The following is a 22,736-nucleotide window of genomic DNA, read 5'->3' as shown; positions in this document are numbered from 1 at the left end:
CCGGGGACCCGCCTTCGCGTCATTCGGTCACTTTCCTTACAAGCGTGCAGCCGGGCAGAGCCACGGTCCTGCCATGAAGACGCAGCATTCTACGGAAATCAGCCCGGCTTTGAAACCCTTTTATCGAGGCCCGCCATCAGCGCCAGGGGAAGCCGCCGGGGCCACCCATGCCGCCCATTCCGCCGGGGCCACCGGGACCGCCGCCGCCCATCATGCCGGACATGCCGCGCATCATCTTCTGCATGCCGCCCTTCTTGCCCGCCTTCTTCATCATCTTCTGCATCTGCTTGTGCTGCTTGAGCAGGCGATTGAGGTCGGGCACCTGCAGGCCGGCGCCGACGGCGATGCGCCGCTTGCGCGAGCCGTTGATGATCTCGGGCTTGCGCCGCTCCTGGGGCGTCATCGAATTGATCAGCGCCTCGAGCTTGCCCAGCTCCTTCTCGGGCCCCGGCCCCTGGGCCAGCTCGGCCATCTGGCCCATGCCCGGCAGCTTGCCGAGCAGCCCGCCCATGCCGCCCATCTTCTTGAGCTGCTGGAGCTGGTCGCGGAAGTCCTCGAGGTCGAAGCCCTCGCCCTTCTTGACCTTCTTGGCCAGCTGCTCGGCCTTCTTCTTGTCGACGGTGCGCTCGGCCTCCTCGATCAGCGACAGCACGTCGCCCATGCCGAGGATACGCGAGGCCACCCGGTCCGGGTGGAAGGGCTCCAGGGCGTCGACCTTCTCGCCCACGCCCATGAACTTGATCGGCTTGCCGGTGACGTGGCGCACCGACAGCGCGGCGCCGCCACGGGCGTCGCCGTCGGCCTTGGTCAGGATCACGCCGGTCAGCGGCAGCGCCGCGTGGAACGCCTTGGCCGTGTTGGCGGCGTCCTGGCCGGTCATGGCGTCGACCACGAACAGGGTTTCCTGTGGCTGGCAGGCGCGGTGCAGCTCGGCGATCTCGGCCATCATGGCATCGTCGATCGCCAGGCGGCCGGCGGTGTCGACGATCACCACGTCGTGGAACTGGATCTTGGCGTGCTTGATCGCCGCCTCGGCGATGGCCACCGGCTTCTGGTCGGAGCGCGAGGGGAAGAAGTCGACGCCCACTTCGCCGGCCAGCGTCTCGAGCTGGTCGATGGCCGCCGGGCGATAGACGTCGGCGGAGACCACCAGCACCTTCTTCTTCTCGCGCTCGCGCAGGTAGCGCGCCAGCTTGGCGACCGAGGTGGTCTTGCCTGCCCCCTGCAGGCCGGCCATCAGCACCACCGCGGGCGAGCCCTTGAGCGAGAGTCCCTCGTTGGCCTCGCCCATGGTCGCCTCGAGCTCCTGCTGGACGATCTTGACGAACTGCTGGCCCGGCGAGAGGCTCTTGGACACTTCCTGGCCCACGGCGCGCGCGCGCACCCGCTCGATGAAATCCTTGACCACCGGCAGGGCGACGTCGGCCTCGAGCAGTGCGCGGCGTACCTCGCGCAGGGTGTCCTTGATGTTGTCTTCGGTCAGGCGCGCCTGACCCTTGATCGACTTGAGCGTCTGGGAGAGCCGCTCACTGAGGTTCTGGAACATAAGCCACTCCGGCTGTCGGGCTGTGGGGTCGACGCGATGTCACGCCCAGGGCGGGAGGACCTGCGGCGAAGCGTCACGCGCTTCGAAGGCGACTGCAACAGCCCTGATCATGCGCTTGTAGAATCTGGCCGGCATTATACGCCCTGCCGCGGCCAGTCTCCATGCATGCCGCCCGAGCACGGCTGTGCGCCGCAGCGAGGATTGGGTATAGTGGCCCTCGGCAGACATCATCCACGAGATGCAACGCCGTCGGCGACGGCGCACGGACGACAACTGATGCAGGCGCTTCCTCTGGCCATCATGGCCCTCATCCTCTACCTGGGCGCAGCCTCCTGGCAGGGCCTCACGCTGCTTCGGCGCGTGCCGCAGCGCCCCGCCCTGGTCCGCGTCCTGGGCCTGCTGGGCCTGTTGTTCCACCTGCCCGTGGCCTTCAAGCTGATCGACCAGAACCCCGGCCTGATGCCGGGCCTCTCGACCAGCGCGGTGGTGCTGACCGCGATCATGGTCATCCTGCTGCTCGGCGTCAGCCTGGCCAAGCCGGTCCTCAGCGTGGCCGTGGCCCTGTTCCCGGTCTCGGGCCTGGCGCTGCTGCTGGCGGTGGGCCTGCCGAGCCCCGAGCGAGCCGGCGGCATGACCCCGGGCATCGCCCTGCACGCCATGAGCTCGGCGCTCGCCTTCGGCGTGCTGTTCATCGCTGCCTGCCAGGCCGTGCTGCTCGGCCTGCAGAACCAGGCCCTGCGCCACCACCATACCCGCGGCGTGGTGCAGGTGCTGCCGCCGCTGACCACCATGGAGCGGGTGCTGTTCGAGCTGATCTGGGCCGGCATGGCGCTGCTCACGCTGTCGATCGTCAGCGGCTTCATCTTCGTCGAGAGCATGTTCGCCCAGCACCTGGCGCACAAGACGATCCTGTCGCTGGCGGCCTGGGTGATCTTCGCCATCCTGCTGGTCAGCCACCATGTACTGGGCTGGCGCGGGATGCGCGCGGTGCGCTGGACGCTGGGCGGCTGCGTCGTCCTGCTGCTGGCCTATTTCGGCAGCAAGTTCGTGCTCGAGGTCGTGCTCAACCGCGCCTGAGCAGGAAGTCGCCTTGACACTGCAAGGCCGAATCCCTACAAACGGGGCTGACACGCCAGCGAGGATCCTACGACCTTGAGCGACGACTTCCCTTTGGGATTGCTGTTCGGCCTGCTTTTCCTACTCGTCTGTCTTTCCGCTTTCTTCTCGAGCTCCGAGACCGGCATGATGTCGATCAACCGCTACCGGCTGAACCACGAGGCCAACAGCGGAGACAGCCGGGCCCGTCGGGTCCTGCGGCTGCTGGCGCGACCCGACCGGCTGATCGGCGTGATCCTGATAGGCAACAACCTGGTCAACAACCTGGCGGCCGCCATCGCCACCGTGCTGGCCATTCACTTCTTCGGCGAGGTCTCCGGACCGGCGATCGCGCCGCTGATTCTGACCATCGTGCTGCTCATCTTTGCCGAGGTCAGCCCCAAGACCTATGCCGCGATCAAGCCCGAACGCATCGCCTACCCCTCCTCGCTGATACTCGAACCCCTGCTGAAGCTGCTCTATCCGCTGGTATGGCTGGTCAACGCGATCTCCAACGGCCTGCTGCGGCTGATCGGCGTCAAGAGCATAGAGGGCGGCGCCGACAGCCTGACCCGCGACGAACTGCGCACCGTGGTGCACGAAGCCGGCACGCTGATCCCCCGCCGCCACCAGGCGATGCTGCTGTCGATCCTCGACCTGGAGAACGTCACGGTCAACGACATCATGGTGCCGCGCCACGAGGTGGTCGGCATCGACCTCGACGACGAGCTGGAGGCCATCCTGGCCCAGATCCGCACCAGCCAGCACACTCGCCTGCCGGTCTTCAAGGGTGACATCAACAACATCATCGGCATGCTGCACCTGCGCAACGCGGCGCGCTTCCTGACGCGCAGCGAGGTCACGAAGGCGTCTATCGTGCAGGAGGCGCGCGAACCCTACTTCATCCCCGAGTCGACGCCGCTGCACACCCAGCTGCTCAACTTCCAGAAGCAGAAGCGCCGTATCGGCATCGTGGTGGACGAGTACGGCGACGTGGAAGGACTGGTCACGCTCGAGGACATCCTCGAGGAGATCGTCGGCGAGTTCACCACCGACGTGGCGGGCCAGGACCAGGATATCCATCGCCAGGAGGACGGCAGCCACGTGATCGACGGCACCGCCAACATTCGCGAAATCAATCGCGCCCTGGGCTGGAAGCTGCCCACCGATGGCCCCAAGACGCTGAATGGCCTGATCCTCGAGCACCTGGAGGGCTTTCCGGAGGGCCCCACCTGCCTGCAGATCGGTAACGTCCGCATGGAGATTCTCGAGATCCGCGACAACCTGATCACCTCGGCGCGCTGCTGGCAGGTGGTACGCAGCGGCCGCCAGCGCCAGACGTGATCAGCGCCGACGCGGCGAACAGGACGCCGCGCGCGGACAGGCCCAGGCATCGCCCTCGCTCTTGAGCGCCCGCACCCGCGCCTCGAGCAGCTCGCGACGCGCCAGCCTGGGCGGGACCGGCTTGCCGAAATGGAGTGCCACCCTGGCACGGAAGCGCTGCGGGCGCTTGGACAGTGCCGGGCCATCGCAGTGCGAGGTCCACGAGCCCCACAGGCCGGACAGGCCGGCCGGGATCACCGGCACCGGGTCGCGCGCCAGGATCGTCTCGAGCCCGCGGCGGAACGCATGCACCTCGCCATCCGGCGTCAGCCGCCCCTCGGGGAATAGCATCACCACTTCGCCGCTGCGCAGCGCCCGGCTGACCTGCTCCAGGGCGCGACGCACGCTGCCGGGGTCGCGCCGGTCGGATTCCACCGGGATCGCCCCCACCAGGCGGAACAGCCAGTTGAGCCAGGGCGACTCGTAGATCGGCCGGTCCATCAGGAAGCGCAGCGGACGCGGGCTCGCCCCGCCCATGACCAGCGCGTCCATGAAGCTGACGTGGTTGCAGACCACCACGGCGGGTCCCTTGGCGGGGATGTGGTCGCGGCCGCGCAGGCGCAGCCGATAGCAGCAACGAACCAGCAGGTAGATGAGAAAGCGGATGAGCGGTCGTGGTGAGCGCGCCACGCGCCAGCCGCCCAGTACCAGCAGGGAGCCGACCAGCCCGTACAGCGCCAGCTTCACGCGATATCGGACCTGTGCTTCAGGCCAGCGAGAATGGTGGAGAGCAGCTGGTCGAGCAGCTCGGGCACTTCGAGCTGCTGTCCCTGCCAGTAGCCCAGGCGCTCGTTGAGCCCCAGCTGGACCAGGCCGTGAACGCTGCCCCACAGGGTGCGCCCGAGGCGCCGGGCCTCCAGGTCGCCGAGCGCCGGCTGGTACTCCTTGAGGCCGGTCTCGACACGCAGGAACAGCGCCTCGATCATGTCCGACTGGCGCTGGTCGAGTTCGCCCTCCTGCGCCAGCGGGTAGTCGAACAGCAGTTGCCAGCGGAACGGTTCGCGCTGGGCGAACTGCCAGTAGGCCAGCGCCAGGGCGCGCATCTGCCTCTCCGGCTCCGTGCCCTGGGTCAGCGGCTCGATGACCGTACGCAAGCGGGCCAGGGTCTCGATGTTCACATGCTGCAGCAGGTTGCCGAAGCTGCCGTAGAGCTTGAGCAGGGTGCTCGGCGCGCAGCCCACCTCACGCGCCAGCGCGCGCAGCGAGAGCGCATGCACGGGGTTGCCCTGCAGCCAGTCATCGCATGCGGCCATGACCTGTGCATGGAGCGCTTCGGGCGCATGCTGTCGGGGACGAGCCATCGAGTTCCTCGCAGGAGGTGGTACATCGCAGGGCGACAGGACTTCGCCCGGTAGCTTAGGATAGCGCACATCGAACACTGTTTTCGACCATTGCGCGTCAACCCTTTTCAGTTTTCTTCGACTTGGCTAACCTGACGCCACCTCGTCACCCGGAGAGTCCATGGCCGGCCGCCTCTACATTCCGCCCCTCGACACGGCTCGACTGCTGCCCGACCTGCGCCAGGAGACTCCCCTGCTGACCGCCACCAACCTGGCGCCGAGGCGGCCGGTCTCGCACATCCGGCTGGAGGCCGGTCGTGCCACGCTGGCCCGGGTCTTCTGGGGGCTGACGCCGGCCTGGCTGACCGTACTCGATCACGCGCCTCACTGTGCCCGCGCCGAGTCGCTCGAGGCTCGCCCCATGTTCCGCGACGCCTTCTCCGCCCGTCGCAGCCTGGTCCCGGTGGGAGGGGTCTACGTATGGAAGACGCAGCCGCGCTTCAAGCAGCCGTTCCTGGTCGCTCGGGTCGATCGCGGCCCGATGCTGCTGGCCGGCCTCTGGTGCCGCTATCATACCGCCCTGACCGAACATGCCGACTCGATGGCGCTGATCACCGTGCCGACCAATGACTTCCTGGCGCCGCTCGGCGACAGGCTGCCGGCGCTGATCGATCCCGACGACGCCATGCGCTGGCTCGATCCGAGCACGCCGGAGGACGCCGCCCGCGCGCTGCTTCGCCCTGCCCCGCGGGAACTGTTGGGCGCCTTTCCGGTATCAATAAGGGTGAACAACCCTGCCGACCAGGACCCCGCCTGCGCCCACCCCACGGGTCCCATGCTGCGCTGGAACGAATAGGAGAGATGATGCTCATGCCCCGCCCGCCCCGGCTTCGCCCGGGCCGCCGACACCCGCTGCCCTGGCTGGCGAGCCTGCTGCTGGCCGGCTTCCTGCTGGCCGGCCCCGCCCAGGGCCAGCAGCCGAATGACGCCGCGCTCGAGGAGGCGGTCGATGAGGTCGTGCTGCCCCACGTCAGTCCCCACGACAGCCGCGACTACCGCGTGCTGCGCCTCGACAACGGCCTCACCGCCCTGCTCGTCAGCGACCCCGAGGCGGACCGGGCGGCCGCCTCGATGAACGTCGGCGTGGGCAGCGCCCAGGATCCCGACGACCTGGCCGGGCTTGCGCACTTCCTCGAGCACATGCTGTTCCTCGGCACCGAGCCGTTTCCCGAGGCCGACGCCTACCAGGGCTACCTGCAGCGTCACGGCGGCAGTCACAACGCCTTCACCGCTCCGCAGGACACCAACTACTTCTTCGACATCGAGCCCGAGGCGCTACCCGGCGCCCTGGATCGCTTCAGCGAGTTCTTCCTCACCCCGCTGTTCAACCCCGGCCAGCTGGAGAGCGAACGCAATATCGTGCATTCCGAGTACATGTCGCGCATCCGCGACGACGGCCGGCGCGAGAACGACGTGCTCAATCAGGTCCTCAACCCCGCCAACCCGACCACCGGCTTCTCGGTGGGCAGCCGCGAGACGCTGGCGGACCGGCCCGAGGGCGAACCCTCACTGCGTGAGCGGGTGATCGACTTCTACCAGCGCTACTACGATGCCAACGTGATGCACCTGGCACTGGTGGCCCCGCAGCCACTGGACGAACTGGAAGCGATGGTGGCCGAGCGCTTCGCCGACATCGCCGACCGCGACCTCGAGCGCCCGGTCATCGAGGAGCCGCTGGTGACGGAGGATGGCCTGCCTCGCTACGTGGAGCTCAAGTCGGTGCGCGACAGCCGCCAGGTGAGCTTCATGTTCCCGGTGCCCGACCCCATCCAGCACTATCGCCACAAGCCCGCCGACCTTCTTGCGCACCTGCTGGGCCACGAGGGCGAGGGCAGCCTGTTCGCCGTACTGCGCGAGGCGGGGCTGGCCGACGGGCTCTCCGCCGGCGTGGGCCGCGGTGACGAGCGCCACGCGCTGTTCACCGTCAGCGTCAGCCTGACGCCGGCCGGTGCCGAGCGCATCGACGAGATCGAAGCCACACTGTTCGCCGCCATCGAGCAGATCCGCGAGCAGGGCCTGGAGGAGTGGCGCTACGACGAGCAGGCCCAGCTTGCCGAACAGGAGTTTCGCTTCCAGCAGCATGGCTCGACGCTGCAGAGCGCCATGCGCCTGTCCATGAATCTGGCCCGCTTTCCGATGGAGGACGTGCAATATGCCGCCTACCGCATGGACGGCTTCGACTCCGAGCTGATCGGCACCTACCTCGATGCGCTTCGCCCCGAGGCGCTGCTGCGCGTCTATAGCGGCCCTGAGGTCGAAGGCGAGCGCAACTCGCCCTGGTTCGATACCCCCTGGCGCGAGATCGAACCGGAGGCCTCCACGGCCCAACCGCTGGCAGGCCTGGCCCTGCCCGTGCCCAACCCCTTCATCGCCGAGGACATGGCGCTGCTCGACGAGCAGGACGAACGCCCTGCCCGGCTGCTGGAGGAGGACGGCTTCGAGCTTTGGCACATGGCAGACGCCAGCTTCGACACGCCCAAGGTGGAGTGGCGCTTCAGCCTGCAGAACCCCACGGCCAGCAGTGATCCGCGCCACGCCGTGCTGGCGGACCTGCTGGCCGGCTGGCTGGAGGACAGTCTCAACGAGGAGTTCTATGCCGCGCGCCTGGCCGGCCACGACGCCGAGGCCTACGCCCATGCGCGGGGCATCACCCTGGCCTTCTCCGGCTGGCGCGACCGCCAGGACCGGGTCATGCGCCGCACCCTCGAGCAGCTGCGCGAGGGCGACATCGACGAGGCAAGCTTCGAGCGGGTGCGCTATCGCCTGCAGCGCGAATGGCGCAACGCCCCCCAGGCGGCGCTGTTCCGTCAGGGCCACCGCACGCTGGCCGAAGCCCTGATGCGACCGCACTGGCCGACCCAGAGCCTGCTGGAAGCCAGCCGCGAGCTGACGGTGGACGACCTGCGCGACTTCCGCCAGGCGTTCCTCGGCGAGCTGCGCCTGCAGGCCCTCGCCATCGGCAATCTCGATGCCGATCTGGCCCGCCGCGAGGGGCGGCTCGTGGCAGAGCTGCTCGACCCGTCGCTGCCTCGCGAAGCGATCCCGGACCTGACCCCGCTGCGCATCGATGACGAGCTGCCCACCCTGCGCCCGGTGACCACCCGCGAGGAGTCGCTGGTGCTGCGCTACCTGCAGGGGGAAGACCGCTCGCTCGACGCCCAGGCGCGCCTCTCGGTGCTCGGCCAGGTGATCGACACCCCCTTCTACCAGCGCCTGCGCACCGAGGAGCAGCTCGGCTACGTGGTCAGCGCCGGCTATTCGCCGCTGCTCGACGCCCCGGGGCTGAGCCTGCTGGTGCAGTCGCCCGATGCCGGCAGCGAGGAGATCCAGACGCACATCGACGCCTTCCTCGAGAGCTTCGGCCAGCGCCTGGCGGAGATGGACGACGACGACCTGGCCCCCTATCGCCAAGCCGTGCACGACGGCCTGCTGCAGCGTGACACCAGCCTGTCGGAGCGGACCAATCGCCTTTGGCGCGCGCTGTCGTTCGGCGATACGGAGTTCGACCGCCGCGAGCGCCTGGCTCAGCGTGTGCTCGCGGTCACCGCCGACGACCTGCGCGAGACCTGGCCGACGCTACTCGAGACGGCCATTGCCACCATTGCCTACGACCCGGGCGACGAACCCAGCGACGTGGCCTCCCTGACCCGGCACCTCGAGCCGATGCCCGAAGCCGACGACTGACGACAACCGCCCACGGCGACGCGCCCGGCCAATGGCCGGGCGCTGTCGTATCCGCTCCGGGTCGGGGCGGCACGGCTGGCCGCGCCGCGCTTGCTCAGCCGAAGGCCTGGGCCGGCATCATCGCCTCCACGTGCATGACCAGTTCCTCCAGTACCAGCCGGTCGCGGTCGCTCAGGGCGACCTGATTGAGCCGCTCGATCTCGCGGGCGAAATCCTTCAGCGTGAACCCGGCCACGGCGGCATCGTTCATGCGCTCCCAGCGGTAGACCTCCCAGCGCGACTGCTCCTCGCCGCTGAGGGTGTCGGGATAGTTGCGCGCCCGATAGCGGAACAGCATCTCCTCCAGGCGGGGGTCCTGGAAGGCAAACCGGGCGTCCACCAGGTCCCAGGGCGGCGTGGCACGGACACGCTCCATCTGCTGGCGATCGCTCGGCGAGAAGAAGCCGCCGCTGTAGAGCATCAGGTCCGGGTCGTGGGGGCCGTCGGGGGGCGCCTGGGCGAAGACCTCGGCCGCCTTGGCGGCCGCCTCGGGACTCGCCGCGAGACGCTTCCAGTTGGCCCGGCAGGCGGCCAGGTCGAGCCCCAGGCGCTCGACGATCTCGCCGTACTCGCCCTGGCGCGGCCCCTCCGCGTCCTTCAGCGCCGCGGCGGGCAGGATCACCGGGCTGCGGTTGATGTGGATGACCTTGAGCGGGATGCGCGCCTCGCCCTCGGCCAGGTCGTCGCTGCTGACGAAGACGCGCTGGCGAATCTGCTCGGCATCCAGCTCGATCAGGGCGCCAGGGTCCACCGAGAGGTCATAGACGATCACCCCGTTGGGGTTGGTGGGATGCTCGGCCAGCGGCATCACCAGCGCGCTGCAGCCGCGGCTGGCGGGGTAGCGGCGCGACACGTGCAGCACCGGCTTGCGCCCGGGAATATCGAGGCGCCTGGCCACCTCGCGCTTGTTGCGCAGCGCCAGCAGGTGATCGAAAAGGCGCGCATTGCGCTGCCTCAGCAACCGGGCCAGGGCAATGGTGGCACGCACGTCGGCCACCGCATCGTGAGCCCCCTCGTGGGCGATGCCGTTGGCGGCGGTCAGGTCCTCGAGCCGGAAGCTGGGCGAGCCGTCCTCGCGGCGGGGCCACTCGATGCCCGCCGGGCGCAGGGCATGGAAGGTCCGTACCGCATCGATCAGGTCCCAGCGCGAATTGCCGTTCTGCCATTCGCGGGAATAGGGATCGAGCAGGTTGCGGTAGAACAGGCAGCGGCTCACCTCGTCGTCGAAGCGCAGGCTGTTGTAGCCCAGCGCACAGGTGCCGGGCTCGCTCATCAGCGCATGGATACGGCCGGCGAACTCGCTCTCGGGCAGCCCGCGGCGCCGCGCCTGCTGCGGCGTGATGCCGGTGATCAGGCACGCCTGGGGGTGCGGCAGGTAGTCGTCCGCCGGCTTGCAGAAGAGCTCGACCGGTTCGCCGATCTCGTTGAAGTCGATGTCGGTGCGGATCGCGGCGAACTGCGAGGGCCGGTCGCGACGCGGATCGGCGCCGAATGTCTCGTAGTCGTGCCAGAGAAAGGTCATCGGGGCGGCATTGGGCTTCGCCATGGGCGCGGTGTCTCCTGACGGCGTCCTGAATGGCACAGCCTAGCATAGCCCCGCGGGCGACTCAGCCGCGCGGCGCTTCGTTCGGCCTTCCCTAGCTGCGCGGCAGGGTGACGTTGAGCTCCAGCACCGAACAGTTGTCCTCGCTATCCAGGCTGATGTTGATGGCGTCGTCGTCCACCTGGACGTAGCGCCGGATCACCTCCAGCAGCTCCTTCTCCAGCATCGGCATGTAGTCGGGCTGGCCACGCTGGCTGCGCTGGTGCGCCACGATGATCTGCAGCCGCTCCTTGGCCACCGAGGCGGTCTTCTTGCGTTCGCGCTTCAGGAATTCCAGCAACTTCACCGGCGACCTCCTCCGAACATGCGGCTCAGCAGGCTCTTCTTCTGGAGTTCATGGAAGCGCAGGGGCACTTCCTCTCCGAGCAGACGCGAGACGGTATCCATGTAGGCCTGGCCCGCATCGCTGTTGTCGTCATGGGTCACGGGCACCCCCTGGTTGGAGGCACGCAGCACCGCCTCGGACTCGGGAATGAGACCGATCAGGTCGATGGCCAGGATCTCGCGGATGTCCTCGAGGTTGAGCATGTCGCCATGATCGACCCGGGTCGCATTGTAGCGCGTGATCAGCAGGTGCTCCTTGACCGGGTCCTCGCCACGCTCGGCACGCCGTGTCTTGGAGGCGAGCAGCCCGAGGATGCGGTCGGAATCGCGCACCGACGACACCTCGGGATTGGTGACCACGATCGCCTCGTCGGCGTAGTACATGGCCAGCTGGGCACCGCGCTCGATACCGGCGGGGGAGTCGCAGAGAATGTAGTCGAAGTCCTTGCCCAGGGTATCGAGCACCTTCTCGACGCCTTCGGACGTGAGGGCGTCCTTGTCGCGGGTCTGGGAGGCCGGCAGGATGTGCAGGTTGTCGACCCGCTTGTCGCGGATCAGCGCCTGGTTGAGCCCGGCTTCGCCCTGGATCACGTTGACCAGGTCGTACACCACGCGGCGCTCGCAGCCCATGATCAGGTCCAGGTTACGCAGCCCCACGTCGAAGTCGATGACGACGGTCTTGTTGCCTCGCAGCGCCAGCCCGGTGGCGATGGCCGCTGCACTGGTAGTCTTGCCGACCCCACCCTTGCCTGAGGTCACTACGATGATCTTGGCCAAGTTGTACGTTCCTTTGGATAGACGAAGAATGACGAAGAGAGCGCAAGCCGCCTAGGCCAGCGAGGTAATCCCCAGTTGGGCATCGCGCAGGGCGACCTGGACCGAGGAGCCCAGCAGATGCGGGTCGATGTCCTCGAGGCGCTTGTAGTTGCCCGCCACCGAAAGCAGCTCGGCATGCAGCTCGCGGCAGAAGATGCCGGCTTCGGTATCGCCATGGATCCCGGCCAGCGCGCGGCCGCGCAGCGCGCCGTAGACGTGGATGCTGCCGGCGGCCAGTACCTCCGCCCCGGCATTGACCGCCCCGATGACCACCAGGTCGCCGTCGGGGGCGCTGACCTGCTGCCCCGAGCGCACCGTGCCGCGATAGATGCGACCGCCGCTGGCCGCGGGTTCGCTGGCGCCCAGCGTCGCCGTTTCGACGGGCGGCACCTCCTCCAGCGCGCGGGCACGCGCGCCATCGGAGGGCGGGAACCAGCCCAGGCCCAGCGCCCAGGCCGACTGCTTCACGGGGTCGGCACCGCCACGTACCGCCACCGGCAGCAGCTTGTGGGTGCGGCACACGGCACAGATTCGCTCCAGGGCCAGGTGGGGCTCGTCGAGCTTCTCGACGCTGAGGACCACGGGGGTATGCTGAAAGAAGGCCGGGGACTGGCTGAGCTTGCCCGAAAGCTGCTCGCGGATCCGCTCCGGATCCGCGCTCGCCAATTCCATGACCGTCATGGGCAGCATGCCCCCCTTGAAGGTGAATGCCATGTCTGCCCTGTCCACTTTGAGGCTCATTGCCGGACTCCACTCGGGTGTTGTCGGGTCGTGGGACTAAAGCTAAGCGACTCCCCTCCCCCCTGCAACTGATGATACGCCCAGCCGGGGTCCGGCGGCCATTGTCGCCATTTGCCCACACGCTCCTGTTCCGGCAGGCTTTTCCGCAGCGGCGGCGCGTGCTTAGATAACACACATTAGACGAAAGACGCCGACTCGACAGCAACAATACGGCTTGCGCGCACCTTTGCGCCTTCATTTTCAGGATGCCTCATGCCCGGATTCCTTCGCCGCCTGTTCGCCCCGCGCTGGCAGCACCCCGATGCCCAGGTCCGATGCCAGGCCATTGCCCGGCTCGACCCCGCACGGCCCGATCAGCGCCAGGCCCTGGAAGCGCTGTGCCTCGATGCCGAAACCGCCGTGCGCCAGGCAGCGCTGGAACGGATCGACTCGCCCGAGACGCTGCTCCGGCTTCTGGCCCGTCAACCGGACATGGCCGAGATCCGTCAGCGCCTCGTCATCCTGCTCAGCGGCCAGGGCGGCGGGCTCGACCTCGCCCAGCGCCTGCGCATCGTCGAGGGCCTCGACGACCGGACGCTGCTCTCGCGCGTCGCCCTGGAGGGCGACAATCAGCAGCTGCGCCTGGCCGCCGTGGCACGCCTGACGGCCGAGGAGGATCTCATCGAACAAGCCTGCGACAACGGCATCGCCGCCGTGCGCCACGCCGCGGCCTCGCGCGTGACCAGCGAGGCCGGACTGCAGCAACTGGCCCAGCGGGCGCGCCGTGACCGCCAGGTGATGCGCCAGGCGCGCGAGCGCCTGAACCGGCTGCGCACGGATGCCGCTTCCCTGGCCGCGGCCCGGGCTCGGCGGGAAGCGCTGCTGGCCAAGCTGGAGGCCCACGCCAAGGCTCCCTGGGAACCCCTCTATGCGGGCCGCTACCGTCATCTCGTGCGCGAATGGGAGGCACTCGACGACCTGCCCGGAATCGAGCAGGAGCGGCGCTTCCACGAGGCCTGCCTGCGCTGCCGCAAGGCCATTTCCGATCACGAGGCACGCGAGCACGCCATTGCCGAGACGGATCGCCGCCGGGAGCAGGCGGCCGAGGCCCGGGAGTCGCTGCTCGAGGCGCTGGAAGAGAGCCTCGCCGGCCTGCCCAGGGGCGACCGTCTGACGGGCCAGGACATTGCCAGCCTGCGCGCCCAGAAAGTGCTGCTGGCCAGCCGCTGGCAGACGCTCTCGGACATGCACGTGACCGACGAGGCGCTGCGTCAACGCTACGACACCGTGCTCAGGGATTACGACGAGGTACTCGCCGCCTGGGAGCGCCTCGAGGCCCAGGCGGCCGACATCGAGCAGGCCCTGAAGGAGAAGGACGCCGAGCGCCTGCAGGCGACCCTCGCCGCGTGTCACTGGCCCGACGCACTGCCGCCGACGCCGCTGCTCGCCCGCGCACGGCAATGGCTGGCTGGCCGCGAGGGGTTGGAGGAGGAGGGCGTGGAGGCACGTCTCGAACGCTTCAGCCAGGACCTCGCCCAGTTGGAGACGCTGCTCGACCGCGGCGCCTTCAAGGGCGCCAGCCGCCTGCACCAGAGCCTGAGGCATCGTGCCGACTCGCTGCCTGCCGCTGGCCTGCGCCCCTATCAGGCCAGGCTCAAGCGGCTCGGCGCCCGGCTGGCGGAGCTGCGCGACTGGCGCGGCTTCGTTGCCGGGCCCAAGCGCGAGCAGCTGTGCCAGGCCATCGATCAGCTCGCCGACGACAGCACCATCGCGGATGCCGAGCTCGACCGGCGCCACCGGCAGCTCGTCCGCGACTGGAAGGGACTCGGTGACGCCGCCGCCAGCCGCGAGCTCTCCGAACGCTTTCGCCGCGCCTCCGACCGCATCCACCAGCGCCTGGCGCCCTGGCACGAGCGTCAGGCCAGCGAACGCCAGCGCAACCTCGAGGCGCGCAGCGCCCTGTGCGAGCAGCTCGAAGCCCTGCTGGACACGCCCGCCGCCGATGCCGACCCGGACGCGCTGCGGCGTATCCGCGACCAGGCCCGCGAGGAGTGGCGTCGCCACTCCCCGGTGCCTCGCGAGCAGGCCCAGGCCATCGGGCGACGCTTCGGTCGCATCCGCTTCGCCCTGCAGGGCCTGATCGACGAGCGCGCCAAGGAGGTGGCCGACGCCAAGCGCCGGCTCATCGAGGAGGCACAGGCGCTGATCGAGCACCCGTCGCCCCCCGACGAGCGGGCGGAACGCGCCAAGCGCCTGCAACAGCGCTGGCGGGAGCTGGGCCGAGCACCGCGCGGAGAGGAACAGACGCTGTGGCGCGAGTTCCGTGCGGCATGCGACCAGATCTTCGCCATGCGCGAGGCCCAGCGTGACGACCGTGCCCAGCGCGCGCGTCAGCGTCTCGACGAGATGCAGACCCTCATCGACCGGCTCGACGCCTGGCAGCCGACCCGATACGCCGACGGCAGCGTGCTGGAACAGGCCATCGCGCAGGCCGCCGCCCTGGAGCCGCTGCCCTCGGGACGGCGCACGGAGGGCATGCGGCGCCGCTGGAGCGGTATCGTGCGCACCCGCCGCGAGCGCCTGGCACGCCTGGCCGTGGTGGAGGAAATCCAGCGCTGGCAGGCGTGCCGGCCCCTGCTCGAGGCCCACCTGGCAGCCGATGCCGCCTGCCTGGAGGAAGGACACGGCGAGGACGTTCCCCTCGACCCGCGACTCGCACTACCCGAGGAGATGCACCGCGCCCACGAACAGCGCAACGCCTCGCGGCGAAACCCGCTGCCACCGCAGGAGGTCGGCGAGCGGCTGGCGCGCCTGCGCGTGCATCTCTCCCTTCTCGCCATGGGCCGCATCAGCCAGCACGACGAACCCCTGCGGCTGGCCATCCAGGTCGAGCGGCTCAACGAAGGGCTCGGCCGCGAACTCAGTCGCGCCGAGGAAGTGCGCATCGTCCTGTGCAACCTGCTGGCGACGGGGCCGGTCGCTCCAAGGCAGTGGCAACAAGAAGTCGACGAGTTCGATGCACTGCTCACGCGCCTGACACGCCTGCCGCCGCCCTGACGCGGCCACCCAACGAAAACGGGAGGCCCAGGCGGCCTCCCGTCAGGACTCACCGCAGCGTCACCCCATGAACTGGCCGCCGTTGATGTCGATGTTGGCCCCGGTAATGAAGCCGGACTCCTTGTCGGCGAGGAACACGACCAGACGAGCGATCTCCTCCGGCGTGCCATAGCGCTTCACCGGGATGGTTTCACGAATGGCTTCGCGCACGTTCTCGGGAATCTTCATGATCATGTCGGTGGCGATGTAGCCAGGCGACACGGTGTTGACGGTGATGCCCTTGGTGGCCGTCTCCTGGGCCAATGCCATGGTCAGGCCGTGCATGCCGGCCTTGGCCGCCGAGTAGTTGACCTGGCCGAACTGTCCCTTGCGGCCATTGATCGATGAGATGTTGATGATGCGCCCATACTTGTGCTCGAGCATGCTCTCGATGACGCTGCGGCAGGTGTTGAAAACGCTGTTGAGGTTGGTGTCGATGACTTCGTGCCACTGCTCCGGCGTCATCTTCTTCATCGTGCCGTCGCGGGTGATGCCGGCACAATTGACCAGGATGCTGATCGGCCCCTGGGTCGCCTCGATCTCCTTTACCCCCTTCTCGCACTCCTGGTAGTCGGTCAGATCGATACCCGACAGGGAGATATTGTCGAATCCGTCGGCCTTCTGAGTCTCGAGCCAGGTCTTCGCCTTTTCCGGATTATGGTAGCCCGCCACCACGTGGTAACCCGCCGACGCCAGTGCGCGACAGATTGCCGAACCGATCCCACCGGTTCCGCCGGTGACCCACGCTACGGGTGCTGATTGAGTCATATTACACCTCCCTGATCATGACGCTTGTAATCGCTTTGCCGGACCTGCTGGGGCAGGCCAGCCGTAACAGGATGCTGGCAGAACGGCTCGCCTTCAAGCTTCCCCCTCCTGATTATGGACGCAAGCGCCACGCTTGCACGAACAACCTCGGCCACCTTGACATAGCGCATGAAAAGCGTAGAATACGCAACACGTTGATGCGGGGTGGAGCAGTCTGGTAGCTCGTCGGGCTCATAACCCGAAGGTCGTCGGTTCAAATCCGGCCCCCGCTACCAAATACGAGAACCGAGGCCACACAGCCTCGGTTTTTTGTGGTCTGAAGGACGGGTAGCGAACCGCCGACCGTCGGTTCGCTCTTCGTTTCCGAATCAGCGGCCCCCGCGACCCAAGACGAGAACCGAGGCCACACAGCCTCGGTTTTTTTGTGGTCTGAAGGGCGGGTAGCGAACCGCCGACCGTCGGTTCGCTCTCGTTTCCGAAAGGTCACGCCGCCGCTCACGCTCCGGGCGCTTCCAGCAGCCAACGGACCTCGTCGCGGGCGGTGGCGGAAAGCTGCCTGGCGGCGCGCGTCGTGAGATGGTGCTCGTCCCGGTACACCACCGTATCGCCCAGGATGGAATGGCACCTCCCGCCCGGGCACAGCTGCGCCTGGAAGTCGACGACCCGGACGTTCGGTTCTTCCTCGGCGATTCCGTGCATGACCTCCAGCATGGCCTCCCTTCTCTTTTCCCTTCGCCGCTGGAAGTCGTTGCACGACGCCTCCGTTCGCCTGGCCAGGCAATCCGTCACCGGCACGCTGAACACCGGCGTGGGCGCCACGACAATGACTCGCAGGCCATGACCGAGCAGCATCCCGACGGTGTTCCGCAGCCCCTCCTCTGCCTGGTCGATATGCGTCTTGCTGCTCGCTCGCCCCAGCCAGCTGGCGCTCAGCACGACCCCGGACAGGCCACCCTCGGCCAGCCGGGCAAGCTCCCCTTTCATCGCGCCCTTGAACAGCTCGCAGTGCCGGTCGTTCTCTCGTGGATGCCCCTCCTCGTAGCCATGGGAGTAGCCCAGCAAGGGGGGGCATGTGCTGAACGTGCGCTGAAGAAAGGTGAACCCAAGGTCATCGGCAAGCTCGTCCAGCATCGGCGAGTAGTGGTCCGCATGGGAGTCTCCCCAGAGCAGCAGATCCGGAGCAGCGGCGGCGGGCCGGTTCACGCAGTCGGCTGCGTCCGGCAGCCCCTGGAAGGGGAGGCTCAAGTGGCAGCCGTCCCGCAGGTCAGGCATGTCCTCGGCGGCGCGCTCGAGCTGCTGGTAGAACCCCTCGCTCTTCTGCTGGTTGGCATGGCTCATCAGCCCGAATGCGGCGAGAGCGAGCAGCAGGGAAGACAGGCCGCCCAGCCTGACGAGCTGCTTGTGGGACACGGAGCGCCTGGAAAAGAACCCCGCCACCGGCTTTTCCACCAGGCCGTAGGTCAGGAACGCCAGCCCCAGCGCAAGGCCGGCCAGCAACAGGTCGCGCATCAGATCCCCCTGCCCCAGGTGGTAGGCGCGCGCCATGGCCAGTAGCGGCCAGTGCCATAGGTACCAGGGATACGACACCTGGCCCACGAGGACGAAGGGCCGCGTGGAGAGCAGCCGGGAGAGAGGGTTCGGCCCTCGGCCTGCCCCGGCCACGATGAGGGCCAGCGCCGAGAGTACGGGAAGCATGCCCACCCAGCCAGGGTAGGCATGGGAGCTTTCGATGACGAACGCCGCAGCCAGCAGCAGCGCCGCCCCGCTACCCGCCAGCACCGACTGGGCACCGATGGAAAGCCGCGGAAGCAGCCCGCGACCGACCACGCATGCCAGCAGCGAGCCCGCCAGCAGCTGCCAGCCGCGGGAGAGAACGGAGAAGTAGGCCGCGTTCGGGTTGCTGTCGGCCAGCCAGAGCCCATAGCCGAAGGAGGCACCGATGCCCAGCGTCGCCAGCGTCACAATGACCGCCCACGGCCGTTTGCCGTGGCGCTTGGCAAGGGCCGTGCTGACGATGAGCAGAACAGGCCAGACGGCATAGAACTGCTCCTCCACCGACAGGGACCACATGTGCAACAGCGGAACCTGGTCGGTGGGACCGTCGAAATAGCCGCCGGTCGTCGCGCTGAAGTAGTAGTTGGCGAAGAACGCGAGGGAGGCGATGGCCGATTCCGCCAGGCCCTGCTGTTGCCCGACGGGGGTGAGAAGCACCTGACCGAGGACGAGGGAGGCGGCGATCACCACGACCATGGCCGGCATCAAGCGGCGCACACGGCGACCGTAGAACGCGAGGAGGCTGATGCGGCCGGAGTGCTCCAGTTCCCTCAGTAGGAGGCTCGTGATCAGATAGCCCGAGATGACGAAGAACACGTCGACGCCGATGAACCCGAACCCGAGGCCGGGCACTCCGGCATGGTAGGCGACCACGAGGGTGACGGCTATCGCCCTAAGGCCATCGATATCGGGCCTGTACTGCGGCTTCGGCATCGTTCCCTCCATCCATGAGGTTCCGTTCGTCGTGCGGCTCGCGTGGCCTGCCTGGGTGACGGCCAGGCCATGACGATCAGGCGCCATACGACCAAGCATAGCCCGGGCGGCTGGTTCCCTTCAGCGGTGGTCGAGGTCCATCAACCTGCTTCGAGCTCCCTGGCCAGCAGGGCGATGCTGCGGTCGTCGCCGCCGGTACCGCGGCAGAAGCTCTCCGCGTAGAACCGGCGCACCAGGTCGCGCTGGCGCAGCCGCCCCTGGCGCAGGTCGTCGAACCAGAGGCTGAGCTGTCCCGAGATCTGGCCGCCGTCGAGCGAGACCAGCTTCTCGGCGGCGCCATCGCTCAGCACGGCCATGCCGGTCAGGGCCGCCATCGTTTCGCAGCCGTACTGCACCTGCTCGAAGCTCAGGCGCTCGTCGACGAAGACCGTCTGGTTGGCGAACTCCCCCTTGCCACGCTCCCCCAGGGTCGAAAGGTGCGGGGCCAGCGCGGGCTCTCCGTTCTCCGCCTCGCAGGGAACCGCGCGCTCCAGCACGATCTCGCCATCCCCCACCTTGAGCCACAGCAGCCGGGAGCGCCCCGCGACGACGAACAGCAGCGTCCCGCGCAGGTCGCGGACCGGCCGGCGCTGCTCGACGGCCAGGTCGTCGAGCGTGCCCCGGGCATGCCGCACCAACAGCGAGGCGACCTGGCGGACGGCCTCGGGGTCCGGCTCGGCATCGGCGTCGAGCAGCCAGCCCAGCTGCGTCCCCAGGGTATCGGCCAGGCGCAGCATGGCAACGACCAGGGTGCGGGCGCCGAGGTCCGACGCCGGCGAGCTGCCGGCCCCGTCGGCCAGCGCCAGCGCGGGGCGCGGGGCCGACACGCTCCCCGCGGCGTCCTGGCAGGGCAGCGGCGGCTGGCTCTCCAGGTGGGCCAGCCCGGCGGTGGCGACGCTCAAGGCCGACCAGGCGCAGCTCGGTTCGCTGCCTGCGCGTTGGGGGTCAGCGGGCATGCAGCACCTGCGAGCGCAACGGTCGGCCGGGCTTGGCCAGGCCCACGGCGTACTGGCCGGCCGCCATCGCCTCGCGATAGTCGTTGAGCGCGGCGTGCCACTGGGCCAGCGTGGCCCGCTGGATGGGGGCATCGGCCCCCACCGTGAAGGTGGTCACGAACATGTCGCGGATGGCATCGGGCAGGTCACTCCAGAGTTCGTACCACACCCCCTGGGGCACGTCGCGCTGGCCGCGGCCATAGGCGAAGTTGCCGCGCCGCAGGTTGCGCACCGGGTCGTCGCCGCCGACGATGTCGTAGGGATGGCGGCCCAGCATCAGACACTTGAACAGCACGATGGCCAACGAGAAGGCTTCGCTGCGCGGCGTGCGCACGGTATGCCGGAAGGAGACGCCCTGGTGCTCCTTGGGGGTCATGTCGGGGCTGCCCACCGGACACGGATAGAAGGTGCCCTCGACGCGCAGCTGGTAACTGTCGCAGTCGATCAGCGTCACCTGCTCTGAGGAGGGCACGCAGAAGACATTGTTGAGGTTGTAGTCGCCGATGCACACCCCCGCCTCGTGCAATTGCTGCACGATCTCGACGAAACGGATCAGGTAGCCGACGATCCGGCGCCGGTCGAGGCCGGGAAAATAGCGCTGGTAGAGCAGGGCGTGGGCGAGGAAGCTCATCTTCACCCCCCGCGCTCGGTACATGGCGAACCCGATCCAGCGATGCTGTTCGTCGAACACGCGGATCAGCGGCCAGCAGACATCCCGGGTCATGTGGGCGTCGCGCAGGCCGCGCATGGCCTCGACCTTGCGGTGCAGCTCGTCGCCGCGCCTGTCGAGGATTTCGGGGTAGTACCACTTGACGATCACGTCGGGGCGATCGCGCAGGGCGAAGATCTCGCCCTCGCCCCCGCGCTCGAGGCGCTTGCCGAGCCGGCGCTGCTTGCCCTGCGAATCCGTCACCACCAGTGCGCGTACCAACCCTCGGCCTCCTTCGACATCATGCAGCCTTCTAGATGCTGTCCCAGCTGTCGGTCGGCGGCAGCTTGACCTGGTCGGTCGTCGACGACGACGCCGAGACGCGGCTCATGCTGGCCGAGAGCCAGAGGAAGAACTCGCGGAACTTCAGCCCGTCGAGGCGCTTGGCCGGCCGGGTGGAGAACGCCCCGAGCGCCTCGAGGTCGGCCTCCTCGACGCCCACCGGCATCACCACCAGCTTGCGCTGCTGAGCCAACGTCCGCGCTCTCGCCGAGGCCGCCTGCCACTGGTCGGTCGGCACACCGTCGCTGATCACCACCAGCCATGGCTGGTAGTAGGCCACCCCCGCCTTGCGGTAGGCCGCGGTGCGCTCCTCCAGGCGGTCCAGCGCCAGCTCCATGGCACCGCCCAGCGGCGTCAGGCCGGAGGCGGTGAACTGGCGGCACTGCGATATATTCATGGCCGTGGTGAAGGGCAGCTGCTCGGTGACCTTGCCGCCGGCGGTGATCACGCCGAGCTCGACGGAGCAGGCGGCCATGTCGTCCTCCTGGATGGCCGAGATGAAGGCCTGCACGCCGGCGTTCAGCTCACGAATCGGCGGACCGAACATCGACGCGGAGGTATCCAGCACCAGCATGCAGGCGCAGCGCGGTGAAGGGTTGTCGATCAGATCGCTATCGCTGTTCAGTCGGTACGTCGCCATCCCACGGCTCCTCATGTCTGGACGCCCGGCCACGAGTCGGCCGAACGAAGACGAGACTATCACAGCCCCGCCATGGATGCCGCGCCCAGGGCCGCCGACTGGCCAACGCGACCTCGCGACCGGCGCCCGCCCCTTGAATCCGGCGGCCTTTACCCGCATCTTTCGAACAAACTCACCCTTTGCCAAGGCCGTTTCCATGTCCATCGTCGACCCTCGCAACGGCGCCCCGCTGACGGCGCCTCAGGAATCTCCCACTGCCACGCAGGAAGCGGCGCCCAGCGATGAGCAGCTGATCATCGACGTCGACCGCAACAACATCCAGCAGTTGCTGGAGTTCTCCATGCAGGTGCCGGTGCTGCTCGACTGCTGGGCGCCCTGGTGCCAGCCGTGCAAGGCGCTGATGCCGATCCTCGAGAAGCTCACCCGCGAGTACCGTGGCAGCTTCATCCTGGCCAAGCTCAACATCGAGGACAACCAGGAGATCGCCGCCCAGCTCGGCGTGCGCTCGGTCCCCGACGTCAAGCTGATCAGCCAGGGCGGGCTGGTGGATCACTTCCAGGGCGCACTGCCCGAGAAGGAGATCCGCGAGTGGCTGTCGCGCTACTTCCCGGCGCCGGAGGACGCCCCGGCCAGCCCCGAGGAGCAGGCCGCCGACGCCCTGGCCCGGGGTGATGCCGCCACGGCCCGCGCCCTGTACGAGCAGCTCGTGCAGCAGCACCCCGAACACTACCCCTACCAGGTCGAGCTGGCTCGCGCGCTGGTGGCAGAGGGCAGCAGCGAGGAGGCGCTGGCCCTGCTCGACAACCTGCCGCCCGAGGAGCGCGACGCGGCACCGGCGCGCGGCGTACGGGCCAGCGTCGAGTTCCGCAAGGAGGCGCCGGGCGACGAGGAGCTGGCCGCCCTGGCCGGGCGCGACGACAGCGAGGCGCAGTACAAGCGCGCCCTGCGTCAGGTCGCCGACGGCGACTACGAGGCGGGGCTGGAAGGGCTGCTCGGCGTGATGCGCAGGGATCGCGCCTACGGCGACGACGCGGCGCGCAAGACGCTGCTGCGGGTCTTCGATGCCCTGGGCGCCGACCACCCTCTGACCGTCACCTATCGCCGCAAGCTGTTCACGCTGCTGTACTGATCGCTCCCTGCGAGGCGGCGCCAGTCGCCGCCTCGCGGCTG

18 protein-coding genes and 1 tRNA gene are annotated in these 22,736 nt (G+C 68.4%); 7 read left to right on the top strand and 12 right to left on the bottom strand.

What is annotated here, in order from left to right; genetic code table 11:
- Positions 1–136: 136 nt before the first annotated feature.
- Positions 137–1,546: a signal recognition particle protein gene (gene ffh, locus DIS04_RS05720; protein ID WP_111412828.1), complete on the bottom strand. Its 1,410-nt coding sequence runs from the start codon at positions 1,544–1,546 to the stop codon at positions 137–139.
- Positions 1,547–1,822: 276 nt separating this feature from the next.
- On the opposite strand from ffh, the gene DIS04_RS05715 reads away from it, so the two are divergent.
- Together DIS04_RS05715 and DIS04_RS05710 are read left to right on the top strand one after the other, a co-directional pair.
- Positions 1,823–2,623, top strand: coding sequence for a cytochrome C assembly family protein (locus DIS04_RS05715; protein ID WP_111412827.1), 801 nt, complete (start codon positions 1,823–1,825; stop codon positions 2,621–2,623).
- Positions 2,624–2,698: 75 nt separating this feature from the next.
- Positions 2,699–3,985 carry an HlyC/CorC family transporter gene (locus DIS04_RS05710; RefSeq protein WP_111412826.1) on the top strand — a complete coding sequence of 429 codons (1,287 nt, stop codon included), beginning with the start codon at positions 2,699–2,701 and terminating at the stop codon, positions 3,983–3,985.
- On the opposite strand, the gene DIS04_RS05705 is transcribed toward DIS04_RS05710, so the two are convergent.
- The gene (locus DIS04_RS05705; protein ID WP_111412825.1) at positions 3,986–4,711 is read right to left on the bottom strand and encodes a 1-acyl-sn-glycerol-3-phosphate acyltransferase; all 726 of its coding nucleotides are present in this window, start codon (positions 4,709–4,711) and stop codon (positions 3,986–3,988) included. It abuts the gene before it with no gap.
- Positions 4,708–5,325, bottom strand: a complete 618-nt coding sequence (locus DIS04_RS05700; protein ID WP_111412824.1) for a TetR/AcrR family transcriptional regulator — start codon at positions 5,323–5,325, stop codon at positions 4,708–4,710. The genes DIS04_RS05705 and DIS04_RS05700 overlap by 4 nt, the downstream gene beginning before the upstream one ends.
- A gap of 160 nt (positions 5,326–5,485) precedes the next feature.
- Between DIS04_RS05700 and DIS04_RS05695 the strand changes: the two genes are divergently transcribed.
- The gene (locus DIS04_RS05695) at positions 5,486–6,160 is read left to right on the top strand and encodes an SOS response-associated peptidase (RefSeq protein WP_111412823.1); all 675 of its coding nucleotides are present in this window, start codon (positions 5,486–5,488) and stop codon (positions 6,158–6,160) included.
- Between the two features lie 5 nt (positions 6,161–6,165).
- Positions 6,166–9,048, top strand: coding sequence for an insulinase family protein (locus DIS04_RS05690; protein ID WP_111412822.1), 2,883 nt, complete (start codon positions 6,166–6,168; stop codon positions 9,046–9,048).
- A gap of 94 nt (positions 9,049–9,142) precedes the next feature.
- Here the strand turns inward: DIS04_RS05690 and sbcB are convergent, their stop codons facing one another.
- From sbcB to minC, 4 genes are all read right to left on the bottom strand, one after another.
- Positions 9,143–10,633 (bottom strand): exodeoxyribonuclease I, encoded by a 1,491-nt coding sequence (gene sbcB / locus DIS04_RS05685; protein WP_111412821.1) that lies wholly within the window; start codon positions 10,631–10,633, stop codon positions 9,143–9,145.
- A 91-nt stretch (positions 10,634–10,724) separates the two neighbouring features.
- The gene (gene minE / locus DIS04_RS05680) at positions 10,725–10,976 is read right to left on the bottom strand and encodes a cell division topological specificity factor MinE (RefSeq protein WP_010630224.1); all 252 of its coding nucleotides are present in this window, start codon (positions 10,974–10,976) and stop codon (positions 10,725–10,727) included.
- Complete coding sequence (minD, locus tag DIS04_RS05675; RefSeq protein WP_111412820.1) at positions 10,973–11,791, bottom strand: septum site-determining protein MinD; 819 nt, start codon at positions 11,789–11,791, stop codon at positions 10,973–10,975. The genes minE and minD overlap by 4 nt, the downstream gene beginning before the upstream one ends.
- A gap of 51 nt (positions 11,792–11,842) precedes the next feature.
- The gene (gene minC / locus DIS04_RS05670; RefSeq protein WP_111412819.1) at positions 11,843–12,571 is read right to left on the bottom strand and encodes a septum site-determining protein MinC; all 729 of its coding nucleotides are present in this window, start codon (positions 12,569–12,571) and stop codon (positions 11,843–11,845) included.
- Between the two features lie 252 nt (positions 12,572–12,823).
- Here minC and DIS04_RS05665 point away from each other — a divergent pair, with 252 nt between their 5' ends.
- Positions 12,824–15,607 carry a DUF349 domain-containing protein gene (locus DIS04_RS05665; RefSeq protein WP_111412818.1) on the top strand — a complete coding sequence of 928 codons (2,784 nt, stop codon included), beginning with the start codon at positions 12,824–12,826 and terminating at the stop codon, positions 15,605–15,607.
- A gap of 60 nt (positions 15,608–15,667) precedes the next feature.
- Here the strand turns inward: DIS04_RS05665 and phbB are convergent, their stop codons facing one another.
- On the bottom strand, positions 15,668–16,414 hold the full coding sequence (gene phbB / locus DIS04_RS05660; protein ID WP_111412817.1) for an acetoacetyl-CoA reductase: 747 nt from the start codon (positions 16,412–16,414) through the stop codon (positions 15,668–15,670).
- 198 nt (positions 16,415–16,612) lie between these two features.
- Here phbB and DIS04_RS05655 point away from each other — a divergent pair.
- A tRNA-Met gene (locus tag DIS04_RS05655) sits at positions 16,613–16,689 on the top strand.
- 220 nt (positions 16,690–16,909) lie between these two features.
- Here the strand turns inward: DIS04_RS05655 and DIS04_RS05650 are convergent.
- The 4 genes from DIS04_RS05650 to DIS04_RS05635 all read right to left on the bottom strand — a co-directional run bounded on the left by DIS04_RS05650 (position 16,910) and on the right by DIS04_RS05635 (position 21,566).
- Positions 16,910–18,901, bottom strand: coding sequence for an acyltransferase family protein (locus DIS04_RS05650; RefSeq protein ID WP_162623021.1), 1,992 nt, complete (start codon positions 18,899–18,901; stop codon positions 16,910–16,912).
- Positions 18,902–19,041: 140 nt separating this feature from the next.
- Complete coding sequence (locus DIS04_RS05645) at positions 19,042–19,896, bottom strand: protein phosphatase 2C domain-containing protein (protein ID WP_111412815.1); 855 nt, start codon at positions 19,894–19,896, stop codon at positions 19,042–19,044.
- Positions 19,886–20,866: a kinase gene (locus DIS04_RS05640; RefSeq protein WP_111412814.1), complete on the bottom strand. Its 981-nt coding sequence runs from the start codon at positions 20,864–20,866 to the stop codon at positions 19,886–19,888. The genes DIS04_RS05645 and DIS04_RS05640 overlap by 11 nt, the downstream gene beginning before the upstream one ends.
- Positions 20,867–20,897: 31 nt before the next feature.
- The gene (locus DIS04_RS05635) at positions 20,898–21,566 is read right to left on the bottom strand and encodes a vWA domain-containing protein (RefSeq protein WP_111412813.1); all 669 of its coding nucleotides are present in this window, start codon (positions 21,564–21,566) and stop codon (positions 20,898–20,900) included.
- A 196-nt stretch (positions 21,567–21,762) separates the two neighbouring features.
- Between DIS04_RS05635 and DIS04_RS05630 the strand changes: the two genes are divergently transcribed.
- The gene (locus DIS04_RS05630; RefSeq protein ID WP_111412812.1) at positions 21,763–22,695 is read left to right on the top strand and encodes a tetratricopeptide repeat protein; all 933 of its coding nucleotides are present in this window, start codon (positions 21,763–21,765) and stop codon (positions 22,693–22,695) included.
- Positions 22,696–22,736 lie beyond the last annotated feature (41 nt).

The sequence above is a fragment of the Billgrantia lactosivorans genome (assembly GCF_003254665.1).
In the GTDB taxonomy this organism is placed as follows: domain Bacteria; phylum Pseudomonadota; class Gammaproteobacteria; order Pseudomonadales; family Halomonadaceae; genus Halomonas; species Halomonas lactosivorans.
Note: the sequence above shows the minus strand (reverse complement) of the source record. Positions and strands in the feature narration are given on the sequence as shown.

Coding starts and splice junctions, on each gene's coding strand:
- ffh (WP_111412828.1), bottom strand. CDS start 1,546: ATGTTCCAGAACCTCAGTGAGCGGCTCTCCCAGACGCTCAAGTCGATC.
- DIS04_RS05715 (WP_111412827.1), top strand. CDS start 1,823: ATGCAGGCGCTTCCTCTGGCCATCATGGCCCTCATCCTCTACCTGGGC.
- DIS04_RS05700 (WP_111412824.1), bottom strand. CDS start 5,325: ATGGCTCGTCCCCGACAGCATGCGCCCGAAGCGCTCCATGCACAGGTC.
- DIS04_RS05695 (WP_111412823.1), top strand. CDS start 5,486: ATGGCCGGCCGCCTCTACATTCCGCCCCTCGACACGGCTCGACTGCTG.
- DIS04_RS05690 (WP_111412822.1), top strand. CDS start 6,166: ATGATGCTCATGCCCCGCCCGCCCCGGCTTCGCCCGGGCCGCCGACAC.
- sbcB (WP_111412821.1), bottom strand. CDS start 10,633: ATGGCGAAGCCCAATGCCGCCCCGATGACCTTTCTCTGGCACGACTAC.
- minC (WP_111412819.1), bottom strand. CDS start 12,571: ATGAGCCTCAAAGTGGACAGGGCAGACATGGCATTCACCTTCAAGGGG.
- DIS04_RS05665 (WP_111412818.1), top strand. CDS start 12,824: ATGCCCGGATTCCTTCGCCGCCTGTTCGCCCCGCGCTGGCAGCACCCC.
- phbB (WP_111412817.1), bottom strand. CDS start 16,414: ATGACTCAATCAGCACCCGTAGCGTGGGTCACCGGCGGAACCGGTGGG.
- DIS04_RS05650 (WP_162623021.1), bottom strand. CDS start 18,901: ATGCCGAAGCCGCAGTACAGGCCCGATATCGATGGCCTTAGGGCGATA.
- DIS04_RS05645 (WP_111412815.1), bottom strand. CDS start 19,896: ATGCCCGCTGACCCCCAACGCGCAGGCAGCGAACCGAGCTGCGCCTGG.
- DIS04_RS05635 (WP_111412813.1), bottom strand. CDS start 21,566: ATGGCGACGTACCGACTGAACAGCGATAGCGATCTGATCGACAACCCT.
- DIS04_RS05630 (WP_111412812.1), top strand. CDS start 21,763: ATGTCCATCGTCGACCCTCGCAACGGCGCCCCGCTGACGGCGCCTCAG.